At 64.6% G+C, this 22,622-nt stretch carries 24 protein-coding genes; 13 read left to right on the forward strand and 11 right to left on the reverse strand.

Annotation, left to right across the window (positions count from 1 at the left end; all coding sequences use genetic code 11):
* Positions 1-61: 61 nt before the first annotated feature.
* A complete protein-coding gene (locus ACZY1I_RS06955; RefSeq protein ID WP_463753626.1) occupies positions 62-2,362 on the forward strand; it encodes a serine/threonine-protein kinase in 2,301 nt (766 codons plus the stop codon).
* Between the two features lie 8 nt (positions 2,363-2,370).
* Here the strand turns inward: ACZY1I_RS06955 and ACZY1I_RS06960 are convergent, their stop codons facing one another.
* The gene (locus tag ACZY1I_RS06960) at positions 2,371-2,988 is read right to left on the reverse strand and encodes a hypothetical protein (protein ID WP_463753627.1); all 618 of its coding nucleotides are present in this window, start codon (positions 2,986-2,988) and stop codon (positions 2,371-2,373) included.
* Between the two features lie 60 nt (positions 2,989-3,048).
* On the opposite strand from ACZY1I_RS06960, the gene ACZY1I_RS06965 reads away from it, so the two are divergent.
* Positions 3,049-3,942, forward strand: a complete 894-nt coding sequence (locus ACZY1I_RS06965) for a phosphoribosylaminoimidazolesuccinocarboxamide synthase (protein WP_463753628.1) — start codon at positions 3,049-3,051, stop codon at positions 3,940-3,942.
* The gene (locus ACZY1I_RS06970; RefSeq protein ID WP_463753629.1) at positions 3,939-6,062 is read left to right on the forward strand and encodes a S9 family peptidase; all 2,124 of its coding nucleotides are present in this window, start codon (positions 3,939-3,941) and stop codon (positions 6,060-6,062) included. Before ACZY1I_RS06965 ends, ACZY1I_RS06970 begins: the two co-directional genes overlap by 4 nt.
* On the opposite strand, the gene ACZY1I_RS06975 is transcribed toward ACZY1I_RS06970, so the two are convergent.
* Complete coding sequence (locus tag ACZY1I_RS06975; protein ID WP_463754323.1) at positions 6,018-6,470, reverse strand: DoxX family protein; 453 nt, start codon at positions 6,468-6,470, stop codon at positions 6,018-6,020. The genes ACZY1I_RS06970 and ACZY1I_RS06975 overlap by 45 nt on opposite strands.
* 97 nt (positions 6,471-6,567) lie before the next feature.
* On the opposite strand from ACZY1I_RS06975, the gene ACZY1I_RS06980 reads away from it, so the two are divergent.
* Positions 6,568-7,143, forward strand: coding sequence for a TetR/AcrR family transcriptional regulator (locus ACZY1I_RS06980; RefSeq protein WP_463753630.1), 576 nt, complete (start codon positions 6,568-6,570; stop codon positions 7,141-7,143).
* Between the two features lie 58 nt (positions 7,144-7,201).
* Here the strand turns inward: ACZY1I_RS06980 and ACZY1I_RS06985 are convergent, their stop codons facing one another.
* Complete coding sequence (locus ACZY1I_RS06985) at positions 7,202-8,800, reverse strand: DHA2 family efflux MFS transporter permease subunit (protein ID WP_463753631.1); 1,599 nt, start codon at positions 8,798-8,800, stop codon at positions 7,202-7,204.
* A 133-nt stretch (positions 8,801-8,933) separates the two neighbouring features.
* Between ACZY1I_RS06985 and ACZY1I_RS06990 the strand changes: the two genes are divergently transcribed.
* Positions 8,934-9,638: a DUF2334 domain-containing protein gene (locus ACZY1I_RS06990; RefSeq protein ID WP_463753632.1), complete on the forward strand. Its 705-nt coding sequence runs from the start codon at positions 8,934-8,936 to the stop codon at positions 9,636-9,638.
* A 216-nt stretch (positions 9,639-9,854) separates the two neighbouring features.
* Positions 9,855-11,546 carry an FAD-binding dehydrogenase gene (locus tag ACZY1I_RS06995; RefSeq protein WP_463753633.1) on the forward strand — a complete coding sequence of 564 codons (1,692 nt, stop codon included), beginning with the start codon at positions 9,855-9,857 and terminating at the stop codon, positions 11,544-11,546.
* A 32-nt stretch (positions 11,547-11,578) separates the two neighbouring features.
* On the opposite strand, the gene ACZY1I_RS07000 is transcribed toward ACZY1I_RS06995, so the two are convergent.
* Positions 11,579-12,217, reverse strand: coding sequence for an MBL fold metallo-hydrolase (locus ACZY1I_RS07000; RefSeq protein ID WP_463753634.1), 639 nt, complete (start codon positions 12,215-12,217; stop codon positions 11,579-11,581).
* On the opposite strand from ACZY1I_RS07000, the gene ACZY1I_RS07005 reads away from it, so the two are divergent.
* From ACZY1I_RS07005 to purQ, 4 genes are all read left to right on the forward strand, one after another.
* Entirely contained in the window at positions 12,194-12,922 is a 729-nt protein-coding gene (locus ACZY1I_RS07005; protein ID WP_463753635.1) for an ATPase, read from the forward strand. The two genes, ACZY1I_RS07000 and ACZY1I_RS07005, sit on opposite strands and share 24 nt — an antisense overlap.
* Before the next feature lie 50 nt (positions 12,923-12,972).
* The gene (locus ACZY1I_RS07010) at positions 12,973-13,737 is read left to right on the forward strand and encodes an LLM class flavin-dependent oxidoreductase (protein WP_463753636.1); all 765 of its coding nucleotides are present in this window, start codon (positions 12,973-12,975) and stop codon (positions 13,735-13,737) included.
* Positions 13,738-13,828: 91 nt separating this feature from the next.
* Complete coding sequence (purS, locus tag ACZY1I_RS07015) at positions 13,829-14,068, forward strand: phosphoribosylformylglycinamidine synthase subunit PurS (protein WP_463753637.1); 240 nt, start codon at positions 13,829-13,831, stop codon at positions 14,066-14,068.
* Positions 14,065-14,739, forward strand: a complete 675-nt coding sequence (purQ, locus tag ACZY1I_RS07020) for a phosphoribosylformylglycinamidine synthase subunit PurQ (RefSeq protein WP_463753638.1) — start codon at positions 14,065-14,067, stop codon at positions 14,737-14,739. Before purS ends, purQ begins: the two co-directional genes overlap by 4 nt.
* Here purQ and ACZY1I_RS07025 read toward each other — a convergent pair.
* Positions 14,736-16,127 carry a WS/DGAT/MGAT family O-acyltransferase gene (locus ACZY1I_RS07025; RefSeq protein WP_463753639.1) on the reverse strand — a complete coding sequence of 464 codons (1,392 nt, stop codon included), beginning with the start codon at positions 16,125-16,127 and terminating at the stop codon, positions 14,736-14,738. The two genes, purQ and ACZY1I_RS07025, sit on opposite strands and share 4 nt — an antisense overlap.
* A gap of 12 nt (positions 16,128-16,139) precedes the next feature.
* A complete protein-coding gene (locus tag ACZY1I_RS07030; protein ID WP_463753640.1) occupies positions 16,140-16,946 on the reverse strand; it encodes a lysophospholipid acyltransferase family protein in 807 nt (268 codons plus the stop codon).
* 167 nt (positions 16,947-17,113) lie between these two features.
* Between ACZY1I_RS07030 and ACZY1I_RS07035 the strand changes: the two genes are divergently transcribed.
* A complete protein-coding gene (locus tag ACZY1I_RS07035; protein WP_463753641.1) occupies positions 17,114-18,205 on the forward strand; it encodes an NAD-dependent epimerase/dehydratase family protein in 1,092 nt (363 codons plus the stop codon).
* Positions 18,206-18,214: 9 nt separating this feature from the next.
* Here the strand turns inward: ACZY1I_RS07035 and ACZY1I_RS07040 are convergent, their stop codons facing one another.
* The 4 genes from ACZY1I_RS07040 to ACZY1I_RS07055 all read right to left on the reverse strand — a co-directional run bounded on the left by ACZY1I_RS07040 (position 18,215) and on the right by ACZY1I_RS07055 (position 21,308).
* Positions 18,215-18,673 carry a hypothetical protein gene (locus ACZY1I_RS07040; protein ID WP_463753642.1) on the reverse strand — a complete coding sequence of 153 codons (459 nt, stop codon included), beginning with the start codon at positions 18,671-18,673 and terminating at the stop codon, positions 18,215-18,217.
* A gap of 63 nt (positions 18,674-18,736) precedes the next feature.
* Positions 18,737-19,477 carry a transglutaminase-like domain-containing protein gene (locus ACZY1I_RS07045; RefSeq protein ID WP_463753643.1) on the reverse strand — a complete coding sequence of 247 codons (741 nt, stop codon included), beginning with the start codon at positions 19,475-19,477 and terminating at the stop codon, positions 18,737-18,739.
* Between the two features lies 1 nt (position 19,478).
* Positions 19,479-20,480, reverse strand: a complete 1,002-nt coding sequence (locus ACZY1I_RS07050) for a TIGR03619 family F420-dependent LLM class oxidoreductase (protein WP_463753644.1) — start codon at positions 20,478-20,480, stop codon at positions 19,479-19,481.
* Between the two features lie 3 nt (positions 20,481-20,483).
* A complete protein-coding gene (locus tag ACZY1I_RS07055) occupies positions 20,484-21,308 on the reverse strand; it encodes an Rv0792c family HTH-type transcriptional regulator (RefSeq protein ID WP_463753645.1) in 825 nt (274 codons plus the stop codon).
* Positions 21,309-21,370: 62 nt separating this feature from the next.
* Here ACZY1I_RS07055 and ACZY1I_RS07060 point away from each other — a divergent pair, with 62 nt between their 5' ends.
* Positions 21,371-21,673, forward strand: a complete 303-nt coding sequence (locus tag ACZY1I_RS07060; protein WP_463753646.1) for a putative quinol monooxygenase — start codon at positions 21,371-21,373, stop codon at positions 21,671-21,673.
* A gap of 13 nt (positions 21,674-21,686) precedes the next feature.
* Positions 21,687-22,085, forward strand: a complete 399-nt coding sequence (locus ACZY1I_RS07065) for a VOC family protein (protein WP_463753647.1) — start codon at positions 21,687-21,689, stop codon at positions 22,083-22,085.
* 7 nt (positions 22,086-22,092) lie between these two features.
* On the opposite strand, the gene ACZY1I_RS07070 is transcribed toward ACZY1I_RS07065, so the two are convergent.
* Positions 22,093-22,554 (reverse strand): cupin domain-containing protein, encoded by a 462-nt coding sequence (locus ACZY1I_RS07070; protein ID WP_463753648.1) that lies wholly within the window; start codon positions 22,552-22,554, stop codon positions 22,093-22,095.
* Positions 22,555-22,622: the final 68 nt, after the last annotated feature.

Here is a 22,622-nt window from a genome sequence, read left to right on the forward strand (position 1 = left end):
CGTGGCGAGGTCGCCGGGGGGTATGGACCGGCGAGCAGGTTCCCGGCACAGGAGCGCGACGATGAGTGAGCGACAACCCGAGATCGGGATGCAGTTCGGGCCGTATCTGCTGAAGCGGAAGCTGGGTAGCGGCGGTATGGGGACGGTGTACGAAGCCCTCGACACCGCCATGGATCGCGTCGTCGCGTTGAAACTCATTTCGGGGCCTTACGCACAGGATCCGGCCTATCGGCAACGGCTGCAGCGCGAGGCGCGACTTGCCGGGCGGTTGCAGGACCCGCACGTGGTGCCGATCCACGCGACTGGCGAGATCGACGGACTGCTCTATGTCGATATGCGGCTGATCAACGCCACCGACCTCGACGCCGTGTTGCGGAGTTCGGGTCCGCTGCCGCCCGCCAAGGCGGTGATGATGGTGCGTCATATCGCCTCGGCGCTGGACGCCGCCCATGCCGTCGGGGTACTGCACCGCGACGTGAAACCGGCGAACATTCTGATCACCTCGGATGATTTCGCCTATCTGGTGGATTTCGGCATCGCCAATGCGGCCACCGAGGCCAAGGTCACCCAGCTGGGCGACGTGTTGGGGACGTGGACATATATGGCGCCCGAACGGTTCCGGGGTGACGAGAGCCAGGTGACCGCACGTGCCGACACCTATTCACTGGCGTGCGTATTGGTTGAAGCCCTCACCGGGGCACCGCCATTCAGCGGCGACACGGCCAGTCTGATCGGTGCACACCTGAACGAGGCTCCCCCTCGGGTCGGTTCTCGGATGGGGCTGCCGCCGGCGCTTGACGACGTGATCTCGCGCGGCCTGGCGAAGAATCCCGAGGACCGGTACGCGACCACTGGAGATTTCGCCCGGGCGGCAGAGGAAGCGCTCGCGGCACTCGGCTCCACGACGGCCGCGTTCACGGTTCCGGCCGCCCCGGTGCCCACCGTCGCGAGACCGACCATGCCCAGCGCCACACCTCAGCCGGGGTCCTACCGGCCCCCGCAAAACACGCCCCCACCGCAGCCCGCCCAGCAGTGGACTCAGCCCGCGGCACCGTACGTCCCCTCGCCCAATACCGGGCCGACCGGACCGCCGAACTATCCTGGCGCAGCAACGCCCGCCCCAAAAAGCAGTAAGCGCAATCAATGGCTCCTGATCGCGGCCGCCGTCTTTGTCGTGGTAGGTCTGGTGGCCGGATTTGGGATCTGGCAGCTCACCAAGGAGGACACTCCACCGGGCAAGAGCGCCATCGATATCAGCAAACTGGATGTGGGCCGCTACGGCACCAAAGGCAAAGCGGTTCCCGTGCCCGTCAGCCTCGATGAAGGCCGATATCTCGAGTCGTACCGGCTCGCGGAGGGCGTCGCTGATCCCCACGAGGTGGATCCGATCCTGGACCACATCTACGGCAGCGCTACACCGAGTTCCCAGCAGGCCGCAACGACGATCTCGGGTACCGGAACGCCGCTCACCCAACCGATACTGGACAAGTACGGGATGGTGTCGGCCTACGTCATCGAAGGTGTCTCCAAGCGTCTCAACGACTTTGCCCGTGAAGGCAATGGCGACTTGCTCCTGATCATGTTGACCAGCTTTCCCAACGATGATTCGGCAGCACGCGCGGCGACCGAGATGGACGCTGCCGACTTCGCGGTCAATCCCGATAACCGAACGACCACGATTCCCGGGTTCAATCAAGCGAAGGCGCATTATCGGCCCGGTTCGCCTTCCATCGGCGCGACGATGTCGTCGGGCAGGGTAGTGGAATCGATCCTGGTACGCAGCGATACCAATCCCGACGTCAGCTACCTGACAACACGGATCCAGCACACCCTGCAGGCCGAGGCACCGCTTATCAGCAGGCTCATTCCGGCGAACGCTGCCGGACTCGCTGGGATGCCACCCGATCCCGAGCACATGCTCAGTCGAATCTTCGTGGCGGGAGACCTGCCGAAGATCTCCGATACGTTCGGCAGCCAGGGCCCGCACGCGGCTCCGTTCTGCGCGGACAGCCAGGCCACCAAGGATGGACTGTTCGGCCAGGCCGGAATCGACCGGTGTGCCTTCAGCCCGGACGCCTATCTACTGCGGGCGAAGGACGAAGCGGCCGCGACGGACATCATGCCCAAGCTGGTCGAATCCGAACGAGCCGAATACATCGACCACGACGTCGATCCGCCGAAGGCGCTGCCCGGCGCCAAGTGCTACGAGCAGAAGCAGCAGATCGTGGCAGACAGCCCGAACGCTCGGTTCGTGTGTTTCGTCTCGTTCGGGCGGTACGTCGCCATGGTGTCGAGTACCGAAGAAAACGACGTCCGCCAGCGCGTCGCCGCCCAATACGCCATCTTGGTCAACAGCGCCTGAAGGGTTGATCAGGCCGTTCGCAGCCGCACTCCGGCTGCCCGTAGTTCGAGTGCGGCGAGATCCCGGATGACGACGGGGTCCTCATACCGCCAGCCGCCGACCGGATCCGCGCTGACGGCGGCGAGCTTGGCCGGCGATCGGTTGGCCAGCGCCCGCAGCGCCAACAGTTGCTGACCGGCCGCGGTGGCGGCCAACGCGGTCACCACCCACTTACGCCGGAAGAACCGCCAACGCAGGATCAGCCACGGCACTGTCACCGCCAGAATCGGCGGCAGCGCGACCGCCAACGCCAGCACCCATGCCAGCCAGCTCGCGGTGGTATCCAATTCGTGGCCGGCCCCGGCGATATCCAGGGCCGCTTTACTGGCCGCGGTCAGTGGCTTGCCGACCGCGTCACCCACCAGCGGAATGTGGTGTGCGCTCTCGCCAGCGTCTGCCAGGTTGCCTGCGACTCCTTTTGAGCCGTTTTCCACCTGCCGTCCCGCCTCGGCGATCGTCGCGATCGCATCGTGAACGGCGAGGCCGACGAGCACCCATATCACCGTCCACAGCGAGATGGTGATGTCACTCATCAATTGGCTGAAGAGCCGGAAGGGTTTTGTCGAGTAAGGCAGGAACCGCGTCATGAACCGATATCAGCACAGCTGGCGGCAGAATGGCATCGGCTTGCCCGATAGGCTGACCCGATGCGCCCAGACTTGTCCGATTACCAGCATCTGGCCAGCGGCAAGGTGCGGGAAATCTACCGCGTCGACGACGACCACCTGTTGCTGGTAGCCACCGACCGGATCTCGGCGTACGACTTCATCTTGGACAGCACAATCCCCGACAAGGGCCGCATCCTGACCGCGATGAGCGTGTTCTTCTTCGACCTCGTCGACGCCCCCAATCACCTCGCCGGGCCACCGGACGACCCGCGGATCCCCGAAGAGGTACTCGGTCGGGCTCTGCTGGTGCAACGGCTGGAAATGCTCCCAGTGGAATGCGTAGCGCGCGGCTACCTGACCGGCTCGGGGCTATTGGACTACCAGGCGAGTGGGAAGGTCTGTGGCATCGCGTTGCCGCCGGGACTGGTCGAGGCCAGCAAATTCATGACACCGCTGTTCACTCCGGCGACCAAGGCGGATTTGGGCGACCACGACGAGAACATCTCCTTCGGCCGCGTGATCGAGGCCGTGGGGGCAGTGGTGGCAAACCAGTTGCGCGACCGCACCCTGCAGATCTACGTGCAGGCCGCCGATCACGCCCTGCGGAAGGGAATCATCGTCGCCGACACCAAGTTTGAGTTCGGCACCGACCGCAATGGCAACCTGCTGCTGGCCGACGAGATCTTCACGCCGGACTCATCGCGGTATTGGCCGGCCGATGAGTACCGGCCCGGTGTGGTGCAGAACAGCTTCGACAAACAATTCGTCCGTAACTGGCTCACGGGCCCCGAATCCGGCTGGGACCGACACGGCAAAGAAGCCCCGCCGCCACTGCCGGACGACATCATCGACGCCACTCGGGATCGTTATATCAATGCCTACGAACGGATTTCGGGTTTGAGTTTCGACAGCTGGATCGGTCCGAGCGCATGACGGCCTCCTCGACGCCGCCGGTCGCCAAGCGGGTGGATACGCGCCGTGAGTACCACGGTGATGTATTCGTCGACCCCTACGAGTGGTTGCGGGACAAGGAAAATTCAGAGGTCATTGCCTATCTCGAGGCCGAGAACGACTATGTCGATCAGGCCACCGCACACCTCGAGCCGTTGCGGCAGCAGATTTTCGACGAGATCAAGGCACGCACCAAGGAAACCGACCTGTCGGTGCCCACCCGCCGAGGCGACTGGTGGTATTACGGGCGCACTTTCGAGGGAAAGCAGTACGGCGTGCACTGCCGCTGTCCGGTCACCGATCCCGATGACTGGAACCCGCCGCAACTCGACGAGCACACCGAGATCAGCGGAGAACAGGTACTGCTCGACGAGAACGTGGAAGCCGAAGGGCACAATTTCTTCTCGCTGGGTGCCGCCAGCGTCAGTGTGGACGCAAATCTGTTGGCGTACTCCGTCGATGTGGTCGGCGATGAGCGATACACATTGCGATTCAAAGACTTACGCACCGGCGAGCACTATGCGGACGAGATCCCCGGCATCGGCGCAGGTGCCACCTGGGCGGCCGACAACCAGACTGTCTACTACAGCACGGTCGACGAGGCGTGGCGCCCGGATACGGTGTGGCGCTACCGATTAGGCTCCGGCGGAGAATCGGAGCAGGTTTATCACGAACCCGACGAGCGATTCTGGCTCGGTGTGGGGCGCACCCGCAGCAACGCCTATGTGCTGATCGCGGCGGGCTCCTCGATCACCTCGGAGGTCCGCTACGCCGACGCGGCCGACCCCGACGCGGAGTTCAGCATCGTGCTCCCGCGCCGCGACGGCGTCGAGTATTCGGTAGAGCACGCGATCGTCGCTGGCCAAGAGCGATTTCTGATCCTGCACAACGACGATGCGGTGAATTTCACCCTCGTGGAGGTACCGGTCGGGTTGCCCGCCCGACAGCGTGTCCTGATTCCACACCGTGACGACGTGCGACTCGACGGCGTGGATGCGTTCGGGGGCCACCTAGTGGTGAGCTACCGCAGCGAGGCGCTACCCCGAATCCAGCTGTGGCCGTTCAACGCCGACGGTAGTTATGCGGAACCACAGGACATTTCGTTCGACTCCGAGTTGATGTCGGCCGGGCTGGGGGCCAACCCGAACTGGGAATCGCCCAAACTGCGGGTCGGCGCCGGATCGTTCGTGACGCCGGTGCGCATCTACGACATGGACCTGGTCACCGGCGAGCGCACCTTGCTCAAGGAGCAACCGGTGCTGGGCGGCTACCGGCGTGAGGACTACGTCGAGCGCCGCGACTGGGCAATCGGTGACGACGGCGCCCGGGTACCGATTTCGATAGTTCACAAAGCTGGGATCGAGTTGCCGGCGCCCGCGTTGATCTACGGTTACGGCGCCTACGAGATGTGCGAGGATCCGCGGTTCTCCATCGCCCGGTTGTCGCTGCTGGACCGCGGGATGGTGTTCGTCATCGCCCATGTTCGCGGCGGCGGCGAGATGGGCCGGCTGTGGTACGAACACGGCAAGCTACTGGAGAAGAAGAACACCTTCACTGACTTCACCGCGGCAGCAAGACATCTGGTGGAGTCGGGACTGACCCGGCCGGACCGGTTGGTGGCGTTGGGGGGCAGCGCGGGCGGGTTGCTGATGGGCGCGGTGGCCAACATGGCGCCGGAACTGTTCGCCGGGATTTTGGCCCAGGTGCCATTCGTCGATCCGCTCACCACCATCTTGGATCCGTCGTTGCCGCTGACCGTCACCGAGTGGGACGAGTGGGGAAACCCGTTAAGCGACAGCGATGTCTACGCCTATATGAAGTCGTACTCGCCGTATGAAAACGTGGCCACCAAACAGTATCCGGCCATCCTGGCGATGACGTCACTCAACGACACCCGGGTCTACTACGTAGAGCCGGCCAAATGGGTTGCGGCGCTTCGACACAAGAATGCTGAAGGTAATCCGGTGCTGTTGAAGACGCAGATGCACGCGGGTCACGGGGGAATCAGTGGCCGCTATGAGCGGTGGAAGGAAACCGCTTTCCAGTACGCCTGGTTGTTAGCTACCGCCACTGGCGACGGCGACGGCGACGGCGGCGGCTAGAAAGGCGGCTTCTTCGAGGGTGCGCAGCGGCAGCGGCGTGTGCATTGACTTGGGCGGATCTGGCATCCGCGCGGCATAGACGTTGGCCGGGAACATCGCCAGCATCAACAGTGTCAGGCAGATTGCTGCGGCTACCCGAGTCGACGGGACCAGCAGGCCTGCAGCGCCCAGGAGTTCCAGCACTCCGGTGATGCTGACCAGCAGGCCGGGAGCGGGCAATCGGGGCGGCACGATCGCGATCATGTCGCCGCGTAATGGCGGTGCGAAGTGCGCCACCCCGGTGAGGATGAACATTGCCGCGAGGCCGACGGCGATAGCAGCGGTCCAGTTGCCGAAGTAGCCGATGCCCAGGCATCCGACGGCCCGGGCGATGAGGCTGCCGAGCAGCAGGGTGATCAACGGCGCCATGACAACTACCCCCATCTAGACAGTGACAAGATTCCAGCGTTTAGACGGTACGCATGGCATCTAGTCAGTGTCAAGTTCGCAGCTGTATGCTGTCGCTATGAGCCGACCGAGCTACCATCACGGCGACCTGCGCGCCGCGATTCTGGCCGAAGCCGCTCGGGCGGTTGCCGAGCGCGGGACGGACCGAGTCTCGTTGCGGGAGTTGGCCCGTGGCGCGGGGGTGTCGCATGCCGCTCCGGCGCACCATTTCTCCGATCGCAGGGGACTGTTCACCGCGTTGGCGGCGCAGGGATTCCGCCTACTGACGCAGTCCCTCGTCGAGTCCATGGATCCGGCGGATTCGCACTTCTCCGATGCTGCACTGGCTTACGTGCGGTTCGCCCTGGACCACCCAGGCCACTATCAAGTCATGTTCAACAGATCATTGCTGGACAGTTCTGATGCCGAACTCGCCGCCGCCGAGGCCGCGGCAGCGACGGAGCTGGCGCGCGGTGTGGCGACGTTGCGTGATTCCAACGCACAAGCGGATCCGGCGGGCGCCCAGCTGGCGGCTTGGTCACTGGTACATGGTTTCTCGACGCTGTGGCTCAACGATGCGGTGAACGCGCAGGTAAAAGCCGCCGATCCGATGGACAGCGTTGCGCGGATCGCCAAGATACTCTTCGCGGATTAGGGAGCGATCGCAAGCGCGGCGCAGCCGGGCGCCGCGGGTCGCGACCATACAGCTCGTTCTAGGCCGCAGGAGTTTTGGGCAGAAACGCGGCGGGGATCAGCGTCACCGCGATCAGTACAACAGCGATGGTCAAAACAATCGTGTACGAGTGCGAAAGGTCGTTCATCAGGTTGGTGGCGAAATCGGGCGCACGGGTCGCCTGCGGTATCGCCGACGGGTCCAGCGGGGTCCCGCGCCGGGTGGCTTCCTGGTTGAGGCGTGCTAGTTGGTTTGCGGCGGAGATGTTTTTGCTGTGGTTGAACTGGCTGGTCAGCACCATTGACATCAGTGCCGTTCCGATCGAGCCGGCCACCTGAAAGTTGACGCTGATCAGTGTCGAGCCGCGGGCGATCTCGTGTGGGGCCAGCGACTGCACCGAAGCTCCCGACAGCGGCATCATGGTGCAGCCGGTACCCATGCCCATGATGCCGAGCCCTACCAACAGCATCGGGGAGTAGTCGGCCTGCCGCGCCACCCCGAATGTGAACAATCCGAGGCCCACAGCGATCAGCGTGATACCAAGCAGGACACTCTTCCCGGGTCCCTTCTTGTCCATGAACACCCCGGCCCACGGCAAGGTCAGCATCGCCCCGATTCCCTGCGGAACCAAATGCACCCCAGACTGCATCGGCGTCTGATGCATCACCTGCTGCAGGTAGCTGGGCAGCAACAGCATTGATCCGAAAAACGCCGCCGCGAAAAGAAACCCGGTGACATTGGCGTGGGTGACCACCGGGTTCTTGAACAATCGCAGGTCGATCAGTGGATGGTCGGCCCGGTGGAGCGCATGCAGCACGAATGCGACGATCAACGCCAGCCCGATGATCGCGGGAACCAATACGGTGCGGTCGGCCAGCGTGCCACGGCCAGGGATGGATGAAACCCCGAACAGAAACGTGGCCAGGCCGGGTGACAGGAGCAGCACACCAACGGCGTCGAAGGTCTCCGACGGCGCCGGCTCATCACGGGGGAACACCACCGAAGCAAGGATCAACGCGCACAAGCCAATCGGCAGGTTGATCAGGAATATCCATGGCCAGCTGAAGTCGCTGACCAGCCACCCTCCCACGATCGGGCCGCTGATCGGGCCGAGCAACATGGGAATGCCCAATACCGACATCAGCCGACCGAGGCGTTTCGGGCCGGCCGCGTGGGTCAGGATCATGAATCCGATGGGCATCAGCATCCCTCCGCAGACGCCCTGTACCGCGCGGAAGATGATCAGTAACAGAATGTTCGGCGCCATCGCGCACAACAGCGAGCCCGCCATGAATGCGACGACCGAACCCATCCAGAGCCGTTTGGTGCCGAATCGGTCGGCCGCCCAACCGGATATCGGGATCACCGTGGCCAACGCCAGCGTGTAGCCCGTCATCGTCCATCCGACGACAGCCTGCGTCGATTCGAACTCGACGATGAAGGTGCGTTGCGCGACGCTGACGACGGTGGTGTCCACGGCCATCATGATCGAGGCCAGAATGCACACCCCAGCGACCCGCAGCGTTGGGGCATCAAGCTTGTCGGGGTAGTCGTGGTCGCTCGACTGCCCCGTGGCGGTGGTGGGCTGCACGGCGTCGGCCGATGCGGAGCGCGCCTTATCCATGGCGTTGCTGAGCATATCTAACGGATTGCCGACTCCGCCGTAGGGACCACTCGAGGGAGTTCCGCTCGACCTGATCAGGGACCGGATATACGTCTGGCGTCTGTGTGTCCGTTACTGTCTCGCCATCTGAGACCGGCAAACTACAAGCGTGTCTGGAAAAGTGATCGTTTCGATCTCGGGAATTGGCGAGCACACCCTCGCCGATGTCGCCGATTTCTGCGCGCAAATGGATACCCGTTCAGTCCCGCTGTCGCTGCTGGTCGCACCGCGCCTGGGCGATGGGTATCGACTCGACCGGGACCCGCGCACCGTCGACTGGCTCACCGCCCGGCGATCCGGCGGTGACGCGATCGTTCTGCATGGCTATGACGAAGCGGCCACCAAGAAGCGCCGGGGTGAGTTTGCGACGCTGCACGCGCACGAGGCCAACCTGCGACTCAAGGGTGCCGACCGGGTACTCGAGCACCTTGGGCTGCGCACCCGACTATTTGCGGCGCCAGGCTGGCTGGTATCCCCGGGTGCGGTCAAAGCGCTGCCGGACAATGGCTTTCGGCTGCTTGCCGACGCTTACGGAGTGACCGATTTGGTGCGTAACACCACCGAGCGGGCGCGGGTACTGGGCATCGGGGAAGGTTTTCTGGCCGAGCCCTGGTGGTGCCGGATGGTGGTGATGTCTGCCGACCGGATCGCCCGGCGCGGTGGCGTCGTCCGGATCGCGGTTGCTGCCCGTCACTTGCGCAAGTCCGGACCGCGGCAGGCCATGCTGGATGCCGTCGACCTGGCTCTGTTGCAGGAATGCACACCGCAGGTTTATCGCTGGCGGGCCAGCAGCGCGGTGCGCGACGCCGCCTGACGCTCGGCGAGTGCCACTTTTTGGTGGCACTAGTCCCCGATGGTCGCGACCCGCTGCGCCCGGCCTTCTGCCGCGCTTGCGGTCGCTCTAGTCCGGATGGTCGCGACCCGCTGCGCCCGGCCTTATGCCGCGCTTGCGGTCGCTCTAGTCCGGATGGTCGCGACCCGCTGCGCCCGGCCTTCTGCCGCGCTTGCGGTCGCTCTAGTCTCTATCGACATGAGCGCCGGTGCCGACATGAGCGATTCGGGGGCTGTTTCCGACGAGTTCACCGCTGACGCGATCATCGTCGGAGCCGGCCTGGCCGGCCTGGTGGCGGCCTGTGAACTGGCGGAACGCGACTTGCGGGTGCTGATCGTGGATCAGGAGAACAGCGCCAACCTGGGCGGTCAGGCCTTCTGGTCGTTCGGTGGCCTGTTTTTCGTCGACAGCCCTGAGCAGCGTCGACTGGGCATCCACGACAGCCATGAACTGGCGTTGCAGGACTGGTTGGGCACAGCGGCGTTCGATCGTCCCGAGGACTACTGGCCGGAACAGTGGGCGCATGCCTACGTCGATTTCGCGGCGGGGGAGAAGCGCAGCTGGCTGCGGGAGCGGGGCCTGAAGATCTTCCCGATGGTCGGCTGGGCCGAGCGTGGCGGGTACGACGCGCAGGGACACGGCAATTCGGTGCCGCGCTTCCACATCACCTGGGGAACCGGCCCGGCATTGGTCGACATCTTCGCCCGACAGTTGCACGACCGGCCGAACGTACGATTCGTGCACCGTCACCAGGTGGACAGGTTGATCGTCGAGAGGGACGCGGTGACCGGCGTCCGGGGTACCGTACTCGAGCCCTCGGATGAGCCGCGCGGCGTGACGTCATCGCGAAAGCCATTGGGCAAGTTCGAATTTCGTGCTTCGGCGGTGATCGTGACCAGCGGCGGTATCGGCGGCAACCACGATCTGGTGCGCAAGAATTGGCCCCGGCGGATGGGCAAGCCACCCAAGCAACTGCTCAGCGGGGTTCCGGCGCACGTCGACGGCAGGATGATCGGCATCGCGCAGAAAGCCGGTGCGCGGGTGATCAATCCGGATCGCATGTGGCACTACACCGAGGGCATCACCAACTATGATCCGATCTGGCCGCGCCACGGGATCCGCATCATTCCGGGCCCGTCGTCGCTGTGGCTGGACGGCGCGGGCCACCGGCTACCAGTCCCGCTGTATCCCGGTTTCGACACCTTGGGAACCTTGGAGCACATCGTCGCGACCGGCTACGACTACACGTGGTTTGTGTTGAACACCAAGATCATTGAGAAGGAATTCGCGCTCTCCGGCCAAGAGCAGAATCCCGACCTGACCGGCCACAGCGTGCGCAAGCTGATACGGGCCAGGGCGAGATCGGGGCCGCCGGGTCCGGTGCAGGCCTTCATCGATCAGGGTGTGGACTTCGTCACCGCGGGCTCTCTGCGTGAATTGGTCGACGCCATGAACGAACTCCCCGATGTGTCGCCGTTGGACTACGAGGTGGTGGAGGCCGCGGTCATCTCGCGCGATCGCGAGGTGGTCAACAACTTCACCAAAGACGGCCAGATCACTGCCATTCGAGCCGCGCGAGAGTACCGGGGTGACCGAATGGGTCGCGTGGTGGCACCGCATCGGTTACTCGATCCCAAAGCCGGCCCGCTGATCGCGGTCAAGTTGCACGTCCTGACTCGAAAGACGTTGGGCGGTATCGAAACCGATCTGGACTCGCGGGTACTGAGGTCCGACGGCACGCCGATTGCCGGGTTGTATGCCGCGGGCGAGGTCGCCGGCTTCGGCGGTGGCGGCGTGCACGGCTACCGGGCGCTGGAAGGCACGTTCCTGGGCGGTTGCATTTTCTCCGGGCGCTCCGCCGGTCGCGGCGCCGCCTCCGATATCACCTAGCCATCACCCAAGGTTCACCGCCCACTCGGGGTTTAGAAGGTGACCGCGTCTTCCTCGGGGAGCACCTGAAAGTCGGTCGTGGTCATCTCGGTCAGGCGGCCGTAGTAGATGCCGCGGGCGTCGGGCGCCACCACGCCCTGGTGGATGGGTACCGCCCGGGCCGGGGCCACCGCTCGCAGATAGTCGACGGCCTCGGAGATCTTCATCCACGGCGCCGCGGCGGGTGTGGCCAGCACGTCGACGGGTTCATTGGGAACGAACAGCGCATCACCCGGGTGCATCAGGCGAGCGGCGTGCTCGCCGTCGCCCACCAGATACGAAATGTTCTCTATCACAGGGATTTCCGGGTGAATGACGGCGTGCCGGCCGCCGACCGCGCGAATGGTCAACTGCCCCACCGACAGCTCATCGCCGACATGCACCACGCGGCATGGCTCGCCCAGCTGGGCGGTGGTTTGCGGGTCGGCGTACAACGGCGCGTTGGGGTTGCCCTCGAGCAGTGCCGGCAATCGGGAGACGTCAACATGATCGGGATGCTGATGGGTGATCAGGATGGCGGACAGCCCGGTGATTCCCTCGAAACCGTGCGCGAAGGTGCCGGGATCAAATAAGACTTTCGTTTGACCGAACTCGGCGAGCAGGCAGGAATGCCCGAAATGCGTCAGTTGCATGTCTACGATTGTGCCTTGATGGGAGGCGTGCAGCTGCGAATGTTTCTGGCGACGATGATGGTCGCCGGTAGCTTCGCGATAGCGCTGATCGTGGTGGCTCCCGCACGGTCGGAGCCGCAGACCTGTCCGCCGGTCTGCGACCAGATTCCAGGCACCGCATGGATGCAGCGGCAGTCGGTGCCGATGGAGTCGGTGTACCGCTGGCCCGCACTTGCCGGCGCCGCCCGTGCAGTTACCGGCACCACGCCGCAGTTCAAGTTCGAGCAGGTGTGCAATACGCTCGCGTTCCCGCAAGACAGCCGGAATTCCGCCGTTGCCGCACGCGTGACGGTGGCCCATCCTGAGGGGCAGTGGCAAATGCAGGCCCTGATCGTGCACTGGCGCGGTGACACCGCCCGCGGCGGCGCGCTCACCGCGTCGGTGTTCAGTACCGCCGTCGCCGCCCTGCGCGCGTGTCAGCTGGGAGCACCGTCGCAGTCTCCATCGGTCACCGACGACGAACCGACCCGCATGGCCGCGGTGATCAGCGGACCGGTCATCGTGCACACCTATCTGATCGCGCACGTGGCAAGTAGCACGCTCAGCGAGCTGACGCTGTGGTCGGCGGCGCCCCCGGCGGTGGCCTGGCCGGTCCTCTCCGATGCCGCCGTACTGGATGCCATGACCGCCCCGCTGTGCGAGGCGTATATCGCCTCGTGCCCCTGATTGATCGCGAAATTCGCTCTGGCACTGAGTGTTTCCGGTAGCTTCAGGATATGGTCACCGTCGACGTGCTCTACAGTGCGGCCACCCATCCGTGGCCGCAGCTTCGGGACAATGTGTTGCGTGCCGAAACGGCGGGCTTCGGCACGGCGTGGGTGTATGACCACCTCTCGGGTGCGACGTTGTCGGGCACCCGGATGCTGGAATGCTTCACGCTGGCCGGTGCTCTGGCGGCAGTCACGTCTTCGATCAATATCGGCACCCTGGTCGTGAACGTGGCCAACCGTCCAGCCGGGGTGAGCGTGGCCGCAGCCGCCTCTGCGCAAGAAATCAGCGGTGGACGATTCGTATTCGGACTCGGCGCGGGGTCCGCACCGGGCAGCGCATGGTCGCGTGAGCAGGAACTGCTGGGGATCCCGTTGAGCGACTCGCTACCGCGTCGTCACCAGCATCTGATCGATGTCCTCGACCTGTGCGACGCGCAGTGGGACCCGCGTCGGGATGCGAAGTGGGACGGCTTTCCGTTGCCTTCCCCGAGGCCTCCGGTGCTGCTCGGCGTCAACAGCCTCGCGCTCGCCAAGGTCGCCGGTGCACGATGCGACGCGGTGAACGTGGGACTCGAGCACCCACGCATTGCCGACTTCTTCGCCGCCGCGCGTGCCGCGCGCGCCGAGTCTGCACTGGCCGGCACTGCGCTGGTGCTCAATGCGTGGACAAACCTCACTGAAGATGCACTTGACCCCGACGGCGAGGCGCACCGCCGCATCACCGAACTCGGCGGCGACGGACTCATCCTGGTCGCCCGCTCGTCCCCGTAACTCGCGTGGACACCCGTCGCCGGTAGAGTTGGCACGTCCGCCCACCGGCTTCTTGGTCTGGGTGAGGGGATCAGATCTGAGGAGGAGCGCGGTGGCCCGGGTGGTCGTACATGTTATGCCCAAAGCGGAGATTCTTGACCCCCAAGGTCAGGCGATCGTCGGCGCCCTCGGGCGGCTTGGCCATCCCGGAATCTCAGAGGTCCGTCAAGGCAAGAGGTTTGAGCTAGAAGTCGACGACACTATCGATGATTCTCAGCTCGCCGAGATCGCGGAATCACTGCTTGCGAACACCGTGATCGAGGACTGGACGATAAGCCGAGACCCGCAGTGACGGCGAGGGTCGGCGTAATCACTTTCCCCGGCACGCTCGACGACGTCGATGCCGCGCGCGCGGTACGCCAGGTGGGCGCTGAGGCGGTCAGTCTGTGGCACGCCGACGCCGACCTCAAGGGTGTGGACGCTGTGGTGGTGCCCGGCGGCTTCTCCTACGGCGACTACCTCCGCGCCGGCGCGATCGCCAGGTTCGCCCCGCTGATGGGTGAAGTGGTGGCCGCCGCCGGTCGCGGAATGCCGGTGCTGGGAATTTGCAACGGGTTTCAGGTGCTCTGCGAGGCCGGTCTGCTCCCCGGTGCCTTGACTCGTAACGTGGGGCTGCACTTCATCTGTCGCGATGTCTGGCTGCGCGTGTCGTCCACGTCGACCGCGTGGACGTCGCGGTTCGAGACGGACGCGGATCTGTTGATACCGCTCAAGTCCGGCGAAGGCCGCTACGTCGCGCCGCAGCAGGTGCTTGACGAGCTGGAAGGCGACGGCCGAGTGGTCTTCCGCTACCGCGACAACCTGAACGGCTCGTTGAACGACATCGCCGGCATCAGCTCGGCCAACGGACGTGTGGTGGGGCTGATGCCGCACCCTGAACATGCCATCGAGGCGTTGACCGGTCCCTCCGATGACGGCCTCGGTCTGTTCTATTCGGCGCTGGACGCCGTCCTGACCGCTTAAGCCGACAGTACTTCGTAAGGCGCTGCTGCACTTCGTAGTTCGTCGAACGCCGAACACAGGGCGGCGGTTGCGTCGTGCGGGTCCCGGAATGTCTGGTCATCGGTGAGCACCGCGATGCCCAACTGGTCTGCGTAGCTCCAGACGGTGATGTTGACCGGCGCGCCGGGGGACAGCACTCCCGTCGAGTAGATCTCGCAGACCGGCGCACCACCGTAGTGACCACGCCTGCGCGGTCCCATGACGCTGGAAACCGCCACATTCATGATCTTGTTCTGTGCATCCCGCCTGCCCAGCCAGCGGAAGGCGGCAGGGGCGATCGCTGACGGCAGATAGTTCATCAGCCTGCCGTACAAGCGCGGACCCATCAGTTCGTGGTCTTCCTTGGCGATCCGGGTCGCCAGTGCCACCAACCGCACCCGCTCGACCGGATCGGCGACGTGCACCGGCAGCGACACCGACAGACCGCTGATCTCGTTGCCGCTGACGCGGTCGGACTTGTCGGTGGCCGTGGGCACCGAGGCGATGATCGGGCGGTCGGCGACCCCGTCATAACACAGCAGCAGTGTTCGAAGGCCGCCGGCGGCCACGGCCAGGATCAGGTCGTTGACCTTGACGCCCAACTCGGCGGCGGTCGCTTTGACGTCAGCCAAAGGCAATGCGGCACTGGCGAATCGGCGTTGTGGTGACACGACATGGTTGAGGAAGGTCGGCGGCGCATCGAACGCGGTGGCCAGATCGGGATGGCTGCCCCGTTCGCGCGAGCGGCGGCGCACCCGGTTCAGACCTACCGCGGCGTCTTTGATCAATGCAGGCAATTGGGCGAGTTGTCGAAGGTGGTCGCGTGCCGCGATCCGCAACAGTCCCGCGGATGTCGTTGTGCTGCGGTCACTCTCGTACTCGGCGAGGGAGAGCTCGGTGAGATCCATGGCGCGTGCCAGTAGGTTCGCCGAGGCGACGCCGTCAGCGAGCGAATGGTGCACCTTGCCGATCACGGCGAAACGGTTCCCGGCCAGCCCTTCCGCGAAGTGAAACTCCCACAGTGGGCGAGTGCGGTCCAGCGGCGTGGATGCGATCTCACCGATGACCTGGTCGAGTTCCCGGCGGCCGCCCGGCGCTGGAATCTGGACTCGGCGAAGGTGATAGTCCAGGTCCACCTCGCAGTTCTCCCGCCACATCGGGTGACCCAGTCGCCAGGGGATGTCAACCAGCTTGTAGCGCAAAGGTTCTAACGCGTGCAGCCGACGGCGAAGGTGCTCACGAAAGACGGCGAAGCCGTACTCGCCGTCGAAATCCGAGGCGTCGACGACGGTCACCTTCAAGGTGTGCGTGTGCAGGTTGGGCGTCTCGCTGTAGAGCAGCATCGCGTCCATGCCGTTGAGTCGTTTCATCTCACACCTCGCTCAGCCCAGGATGGGCAGTCGGCGCTGACCGGCTAGCCGGTCCAAGGCTTCCTGCATGACCGAGCGCACGTACGCGTCGACCTCGGCGACGTCGGGGTCCTCGCCGAACTGGGCGACGACATCAATAGGCTCGAGCACCTCGGTGACGACCTTGGCCGGCAACGGGACATTGGGTGGGAAGAACACGCTCAGGCCGAAGGGAAACCCGAAGCTGATGGGCAGGATGTCAGATCGAAACCGACTCAGCCCCAGTTTGCGGGCCAGCCAATTGCCCCGGGTGAGGAACAGCTGGGTTTCCTGGGCGCCGATCGACACCGTCGGGACGATCGGCACACCGGCTTCGATGGCGGTCGTGACGTACCCGGTACGCCCGTTGAAATCGACGGTGTTGGCGCCGAAAGTGGGCCGGTAGGAGTCGTAGTCTCCGCCGGGGAACACCAACACCACCGCGCCCGAATGCAGAGCCTCGGCGGCGTTCTCCCGGCTTGCTTCGATCACCCCGAGGCGGCGCAGCCAGCCGTCCATCGGGCCCAGGAAGAGGCCGTGGTGGCCGAGTGTGTAGACGGGTCGGTCATAGCCGAAGGCCTCGTAGTACGCCGGCGAGAAGACGAATACGTCCGGGGTGAACATGCCGCCGGAGTGGTTGGACACCACCAGTGCGCCGCCGGCCGGGGGAATGTTGTCGAGGTTGTGCACCTCGGCGCGGTGCCACACCTTGATCGCGGGCGCGACGGTGTCAACGACTTGTTTGGTGAACGTGGGATCCCATTTGGCGATCTCCCGGTCCTGGGCGGCAGTGGCGGTCATGGTGTTCTCCGATTGGTTGTTCCCAGTGGGTGACGAGGTTTTATGTGACGAGGATTACTCGATCGGCACTTCTCTACATCTATAGAGGATATGTTAATCTCAATTTAGGAGAATGTCATTATCACTTTTTGTGGTGTACCGCACATCTTGCGAGGTCAGGAGGGCACATGGCCGAAACGGTTCTGGTCACAGGAGGCTTCGGGCTGGTCGGCTCCCAGACGGTGCGCCGGCTCGAAGCGGATGGTCACCGTGTGGTGGCCACCGACCTCGGCACCGCGGCGCAGCGCCAAGCGGCTAAGTCGTTACCCCATGGGGTCGAGGCGCGCTGGGCTGATCTGACCGATCCGGTTGCCGTAGCCGACCTGGTTACCGAGGTCGAGCCGACGGTGATCATCCACCTGGCCGCCGTCATTCCCCCGGTGATCTACGGGCAGCCCGAGTTGGCACGTTTGGTCAACGTGGACGCCACGGTGTCGCTATTGCGCGCCGCGGAGTCGTGCCCGCGGCGTCCCCGCTTCATCCAGGCGTCGAGTAACGCCGTGCACGGCGCACGCAACCCGCATCGAACTCAGGGTTTGCTGACTGCGGATACTCCGGTGACCCCCTCGGACCTCTACGGAGCACACAAAGCCGAGGCCGAGTATCACGTCCGGCGTTCGGACCTGGAGTGGGTGATCCTGCGACTGGGTGGGGTGATGAGCGTCGACCCCGGTGCCATGCCCTTCACCTTCGATGCACTGTTCTTCGAGAGCGCATTGCCCACCGACGGACGCATGCACAGCATCGATGTGCGCGATGTCGCCACCGCGTTCGCTGCGGCGGCAACCGCCGCCACCGAGGATGTCGCTGGTGAGATCCTGCTGGTCGCGGGTGACGAGTCGCACCAGTTACTGCAGGGAGAGGTCGGTGCGGCCTTGGCCGCTACGCGCGGCCTCACCGATGTCCTGCCCACCGGCCGGCCCGGTGATCCAAACAGCGACGAAGACTGGTTTGTCACCGACTGGATGGACACCACCCATGCTCAACGCGTGCTGTCCTTCCAACACCACCCCTGGCCGGACATGCTCGCCGAGATGCGGGCGGCGACTGGGTGGCGGCGTCATCCGATGCAGTTGATCGTTCCCCTCGCTCGCTGGTTGTTGCAGCGCCGGGCGGCCTACCGCGACGCGCCGGGTCGCTACGCCAATCCCTGGGGAGCGTTGCGAACCAAACTCGGCGAGCCGCGTCCGGACAAGGTCCTCGTCGGCCGGCTCGGGTAGTCGGTCAGCTCAACCCGCGGCCCGCAGTAACGGCAGTGACGGTAACTCTGCGGCCGGGGTCAACCTGCTGAACAGGTCGATGGCCGCCGCGGTGGCTTGGTCGGCGAATATCGCGAATTCGTCGAAGCGGACCAGTTCGCCCATCCATCGTGACTGCTCGGCCATGACGCCAATGCGCTGCGGATCAGAGGAGCCGTGCACGATCGCGGTGACGCCCCGGTGTTGCTCGTTCCAGGTGTCGGCGAACTCCGTCAACCGGGTGTGCTCCGCCGCAGGGAAAAAGCATGCGGGCGTAACCCGAACCGTGATCACGTCGGGGTGCATCGCCGGAATTTCGAGATGGACGTGCAGGCGGCGGTCGGTGTTGACGACGAAGAAGAACTCGCCGTCGTGGCGGCCGCGGAAGTACCGACGACCGCGGGTGCACAGGTAGCGTTCGATCAGATTGGTGCTCAGCGGCTCGGTCATGTTTTCCATGGTGCGTGCCAGGATTGTGCGAACTCTGGCGCGATGGAAAGTAATTCCAAAGAATCAGTTGAGAATTTGCTGAGCGTCCGCGAACGGTGACACGGCGCCTACGGCCGACGGTGTCACCGACTCGAGCGCCGGGCCCGCCCAAAGTTCGTCGTCGCTGGCTACCAGAGCATGAATCCGGCTGGACTGCAACGCTTTCAGAACTGATTGGGCTACTTGTCGATACCAATCGGCCACTGCGGCGGGGTAATCGGCGTAACTACCGTTCTCGCGCAGGATGGGGCCTTCCACCGTTGCGATCGGGGTGAGGCCATCGAACACCTGGCGATAGGGCTTGCCCAGCCGTGCGGCGGTCGGTGCGTCGATGGTGGCATCCAGCTGGACCCATCGTTCTTCCAGATAGGCCTCCCCAAGGGAATGCCATGGCAACGCTCTGCCCGCCCTGCCGCCCCATAGCGTGCGAACCTCCGGTGACAGAAACTCCTTCTCGGGCGAGCTGACCGTCTGAAAAGCGATGCGGGCCGGGATGCCTGCCGCTCGGCACAGGGCGACAAACGCGCTTGCCTTGCCCATGCAGAACGCGACACCGTGCTGGAGAACGTCGCTGGCGCGGTACCGCCCCGCCGCGAGGTACTGGAACGAGGCAAGAATGTCGTACGGCAGGTCGCGAGCGTAGTAGTAGATCCGCCCCACTTTCTCGATGTCGGACCCGGCGCCGCGGGTCAGCGTCCGCGCGGTTTCGCGAACAAGCGGGTGCGCGGCATCGAGGTAGTCGGTGGGGGCCAGGTAGCAATCCATGTCAGGCGGACTTGATCGCCGGAATGAGGTCGTGCCCAATCACATCGAGATACTCGGACCGGGCGACGTGGGGAACCGTGAAGAGGAACTGGTCGATGCCGCAGCGCTGGTACTCGTGGATGCGCTCGAGGCAGCTTGCGGCGGATCCGACGATCAGGCCCGATCCGGGAATCGAAGCGAATTCCGCGCGGATGCGCGCCTCCTCCTCGGCGGACTCGGTGGGCGCCAGCAACACGGTCACCGACAGTTGCAACGTCTCCGGATCACGTCCGGCTGCCTCGCAGGCCCGGTTGAGGAATTCTCGGCGCTGGGTCACCTGCTGAGGCGACCACCACCGCACGTTAATCCCCTGGGCGGACTTTGCGGCAATGCGGTGCACGCGGTCGCCTTCGCCGCCGATCCACAACGGCGGGTGCGGACGCTGGACCGGCGGTGGATCGCAGATCGCGCCGCTGAGAGTGTAGAACTGGCCAGCGTAGGTCGGATTGGGTTGCGTCCAAACCGCTTTCATCACCTCAAGCGATTCGGCCAGCGCCGATACCCGGTCCCGCACCGGCGGAAACGGAATCCCGTATGCGTCGAACTCGCGTTGAAACCAACCGGCGCCCATGCCCAGGTCCAGGCGGCCTTCAGAGATGACGTCCAAGGTTGCGGCCATCTTCGCCAGCACCGACGGGTGGCGGTAGGAATTGCACAGCACGCTGGTGCCCAGGCGCAGTCGGCTGGTGTCGCGCGCCAGTGCGCTCAACGCCGTCCAGCACTCGAGCAACGGCAGGGAGGTGGGGGGCGCGCCGGAACCGTCAGCGCCCGGTCCGCCGGCGATGCCCGCATCTTTCACGTAGTCGTCGGGACTGATGGTGAGGAAGTGGTCGCACAGCCACACCGAGTCGAAGTCGTAGCGCTCCGCTTTCTGGGAAACGGCGACCATGTCCGGGTAGGCGCTCACCGCCAGTCCGTTGACCGTGAGGGCCAATATCAGGCCGACGCGAGTGTCGGAAGTCATTGTCTAGCATCCACTTTCAATAATCCCGGCACTCTGCCCTGCGACTGTGCGAGGCAGCGTGACGGAGAACCTGTACCGTTCCGGCCGGTGGTGGAACACCACCACTTCGAGGGGTCTGTCGTCGTCGGCGTAGCTGATGCGATCGACGACCAGCACCGGTGCGCCGACGGTGAGCTGCAGCGCTTGGGCGACCTCGGGAGAGGCTCCGGCAGCGTGGATTTCGTGGGTGGCGCGGGCAATGTGGACGCCTAGGCGTCGCTCCCACATCGTGTACGTCGTCTCGGTCTGCGGCTCGCCCGCCAACAGCGGTGCTACGGCCTCGCCCAGTCCGGTGGGCAGATATGCGGTGACCAGGGCCAGCGGTTGGTTGCCGTCACGGAAGAGGCGATGGATGCAGAGGACCTCCGGCACACCCAGGATGTCGGAGATGCGCTGGGGTGCGGGGCCGGTGCTATGCGAGAGCACATCCACCTGCGGTGCGACTCCTGAGTCCAGCAGCACCTCGGTGATGGTGCGAACGCCCGACGCAAGTTCTTGTTTCACCGGATCGGCGACGAAGGTGCCCAGGCCCTGCCGGCGAACCAGCCACCCCTGCCGCTCCAGTTGGCCCACCGCAGCACGGACCGTCACCCGGCTCAGGCCGGACCGCTCAATCAGCTCCCGTTCGCTGGGCAGTCGCCCCCCACGCGATAGTCGCTGCTGGATGATCTGCCCTTTGAGTGCTTCGGCAAGTTGGGTGCTGGCCGGCACGCTTCCGCGCGATATCTGCAGGTCGGCCGTGTCGAGATCCAACTGCTGAGCGGCGGGATCGGAATTGACAGGAGGCATAAGACGTATTAAAACGTCTTATGCATTGCTCGTCAAGCGTTTGCTCGGAAAGGCCGATCAGAATGTCTCCCTCAATCGCGGTTATCGCCCAGTTCACGCCCTGCCCCGAGTCCCGGGAAGCAGTGCGCTCGCTGCTGAAAGGCATGACCACACCTACTCGCGCCGAGGCCGGGTGCCGCACTTACGACGTGTACGAGTGCCCCGACAGGGCTGGCTTCGTGCTGTTCGAGCGGTACCGCAACCGCGACGCACTCGACGCGCACCGAGACTCGGCACATTACGTTGAGTACCGGGCGAACATCAGCGGACTGTTGACCAAGCCGATCGAGGTGACGGTGCTCGATGTGGTGGATGAGGCGCCCTGAAGGGAGGTCGTAAGTGGGATTAGTCGTTGAGCGCTTCGACCATATTGTGCTGAACTGCCGCGATGTCGAGGCCACCGCAGTCTGGTACGAACGTGTCCTCGGCATGACGCGAGAGACGTTCGGGCCGACCAACAGAACAGCACTTCGGTTCGGAAGCCAGAAGATCAACCTGCGTCCCATCGGAGCTCAGGTCGACGATCCGGACTGGGTCACCGGGGCGGTCGAAGCCGCGGGTTCGGAAGACCTGTGCTTGATCACCCGCGCGACACCTGACGAGGTCGCCGCTCACCTGGCCGAATGCGGGGTGCAGATCGTCGCGGGACCGGTGCGCAGGACCGGCGCCTTGGGGCCGATGACCTCGCACTACTGTCGCGACGTCGACGGGAATCTGATCGAGATCGCCGTCTACTGAACGCTTTTCACAGGGGGTAGAGCTCCGGCAGGTTCACTACGATAGCCTCCTGGCTGTTGCGGGCGATGACCACCTCGGCGGGTGCGCTCGGGTCGGGGTTCTCCTCGCGATGGGGCACAAAAGGCGGCACGAAGATGTAATCACCGGGTTGCGTCTTGATTCGCACCTCTTGGACGCCATCGTGAAATACGAACTCCGGGTTGCCGCTTCGCACGTAGATCGCGGTTTCTGAATCGCCGTGGTGGTGATTGCCCGATGCCGTATCGGGCTCGATGTATGTCTCGCCCATCCACAGTTGTTCGGCACCGACCGACTTTCCGCTGATGGCGGCGAAGCGCTTTAACCCGTCCGTTTGTGCGGTGCCGGAGTCGAGTTCGGACGCCTTGATGTGATGTACCCGCTTGCTGCGCGGGTCGCCGCCGTCGGCGACGTCTTCGAAATCGGGATGGAACCCGTCCGAAGTTGCCATGCTCGTCCCTTTCGCTCAATCCGATCGCGACTGTCCGATGGTCGTGACCCGCTGCGCCCGGCTTCGCC

Source organism: Mycobacterium sp. IDUB_37, from assembly GCF_055419245.1.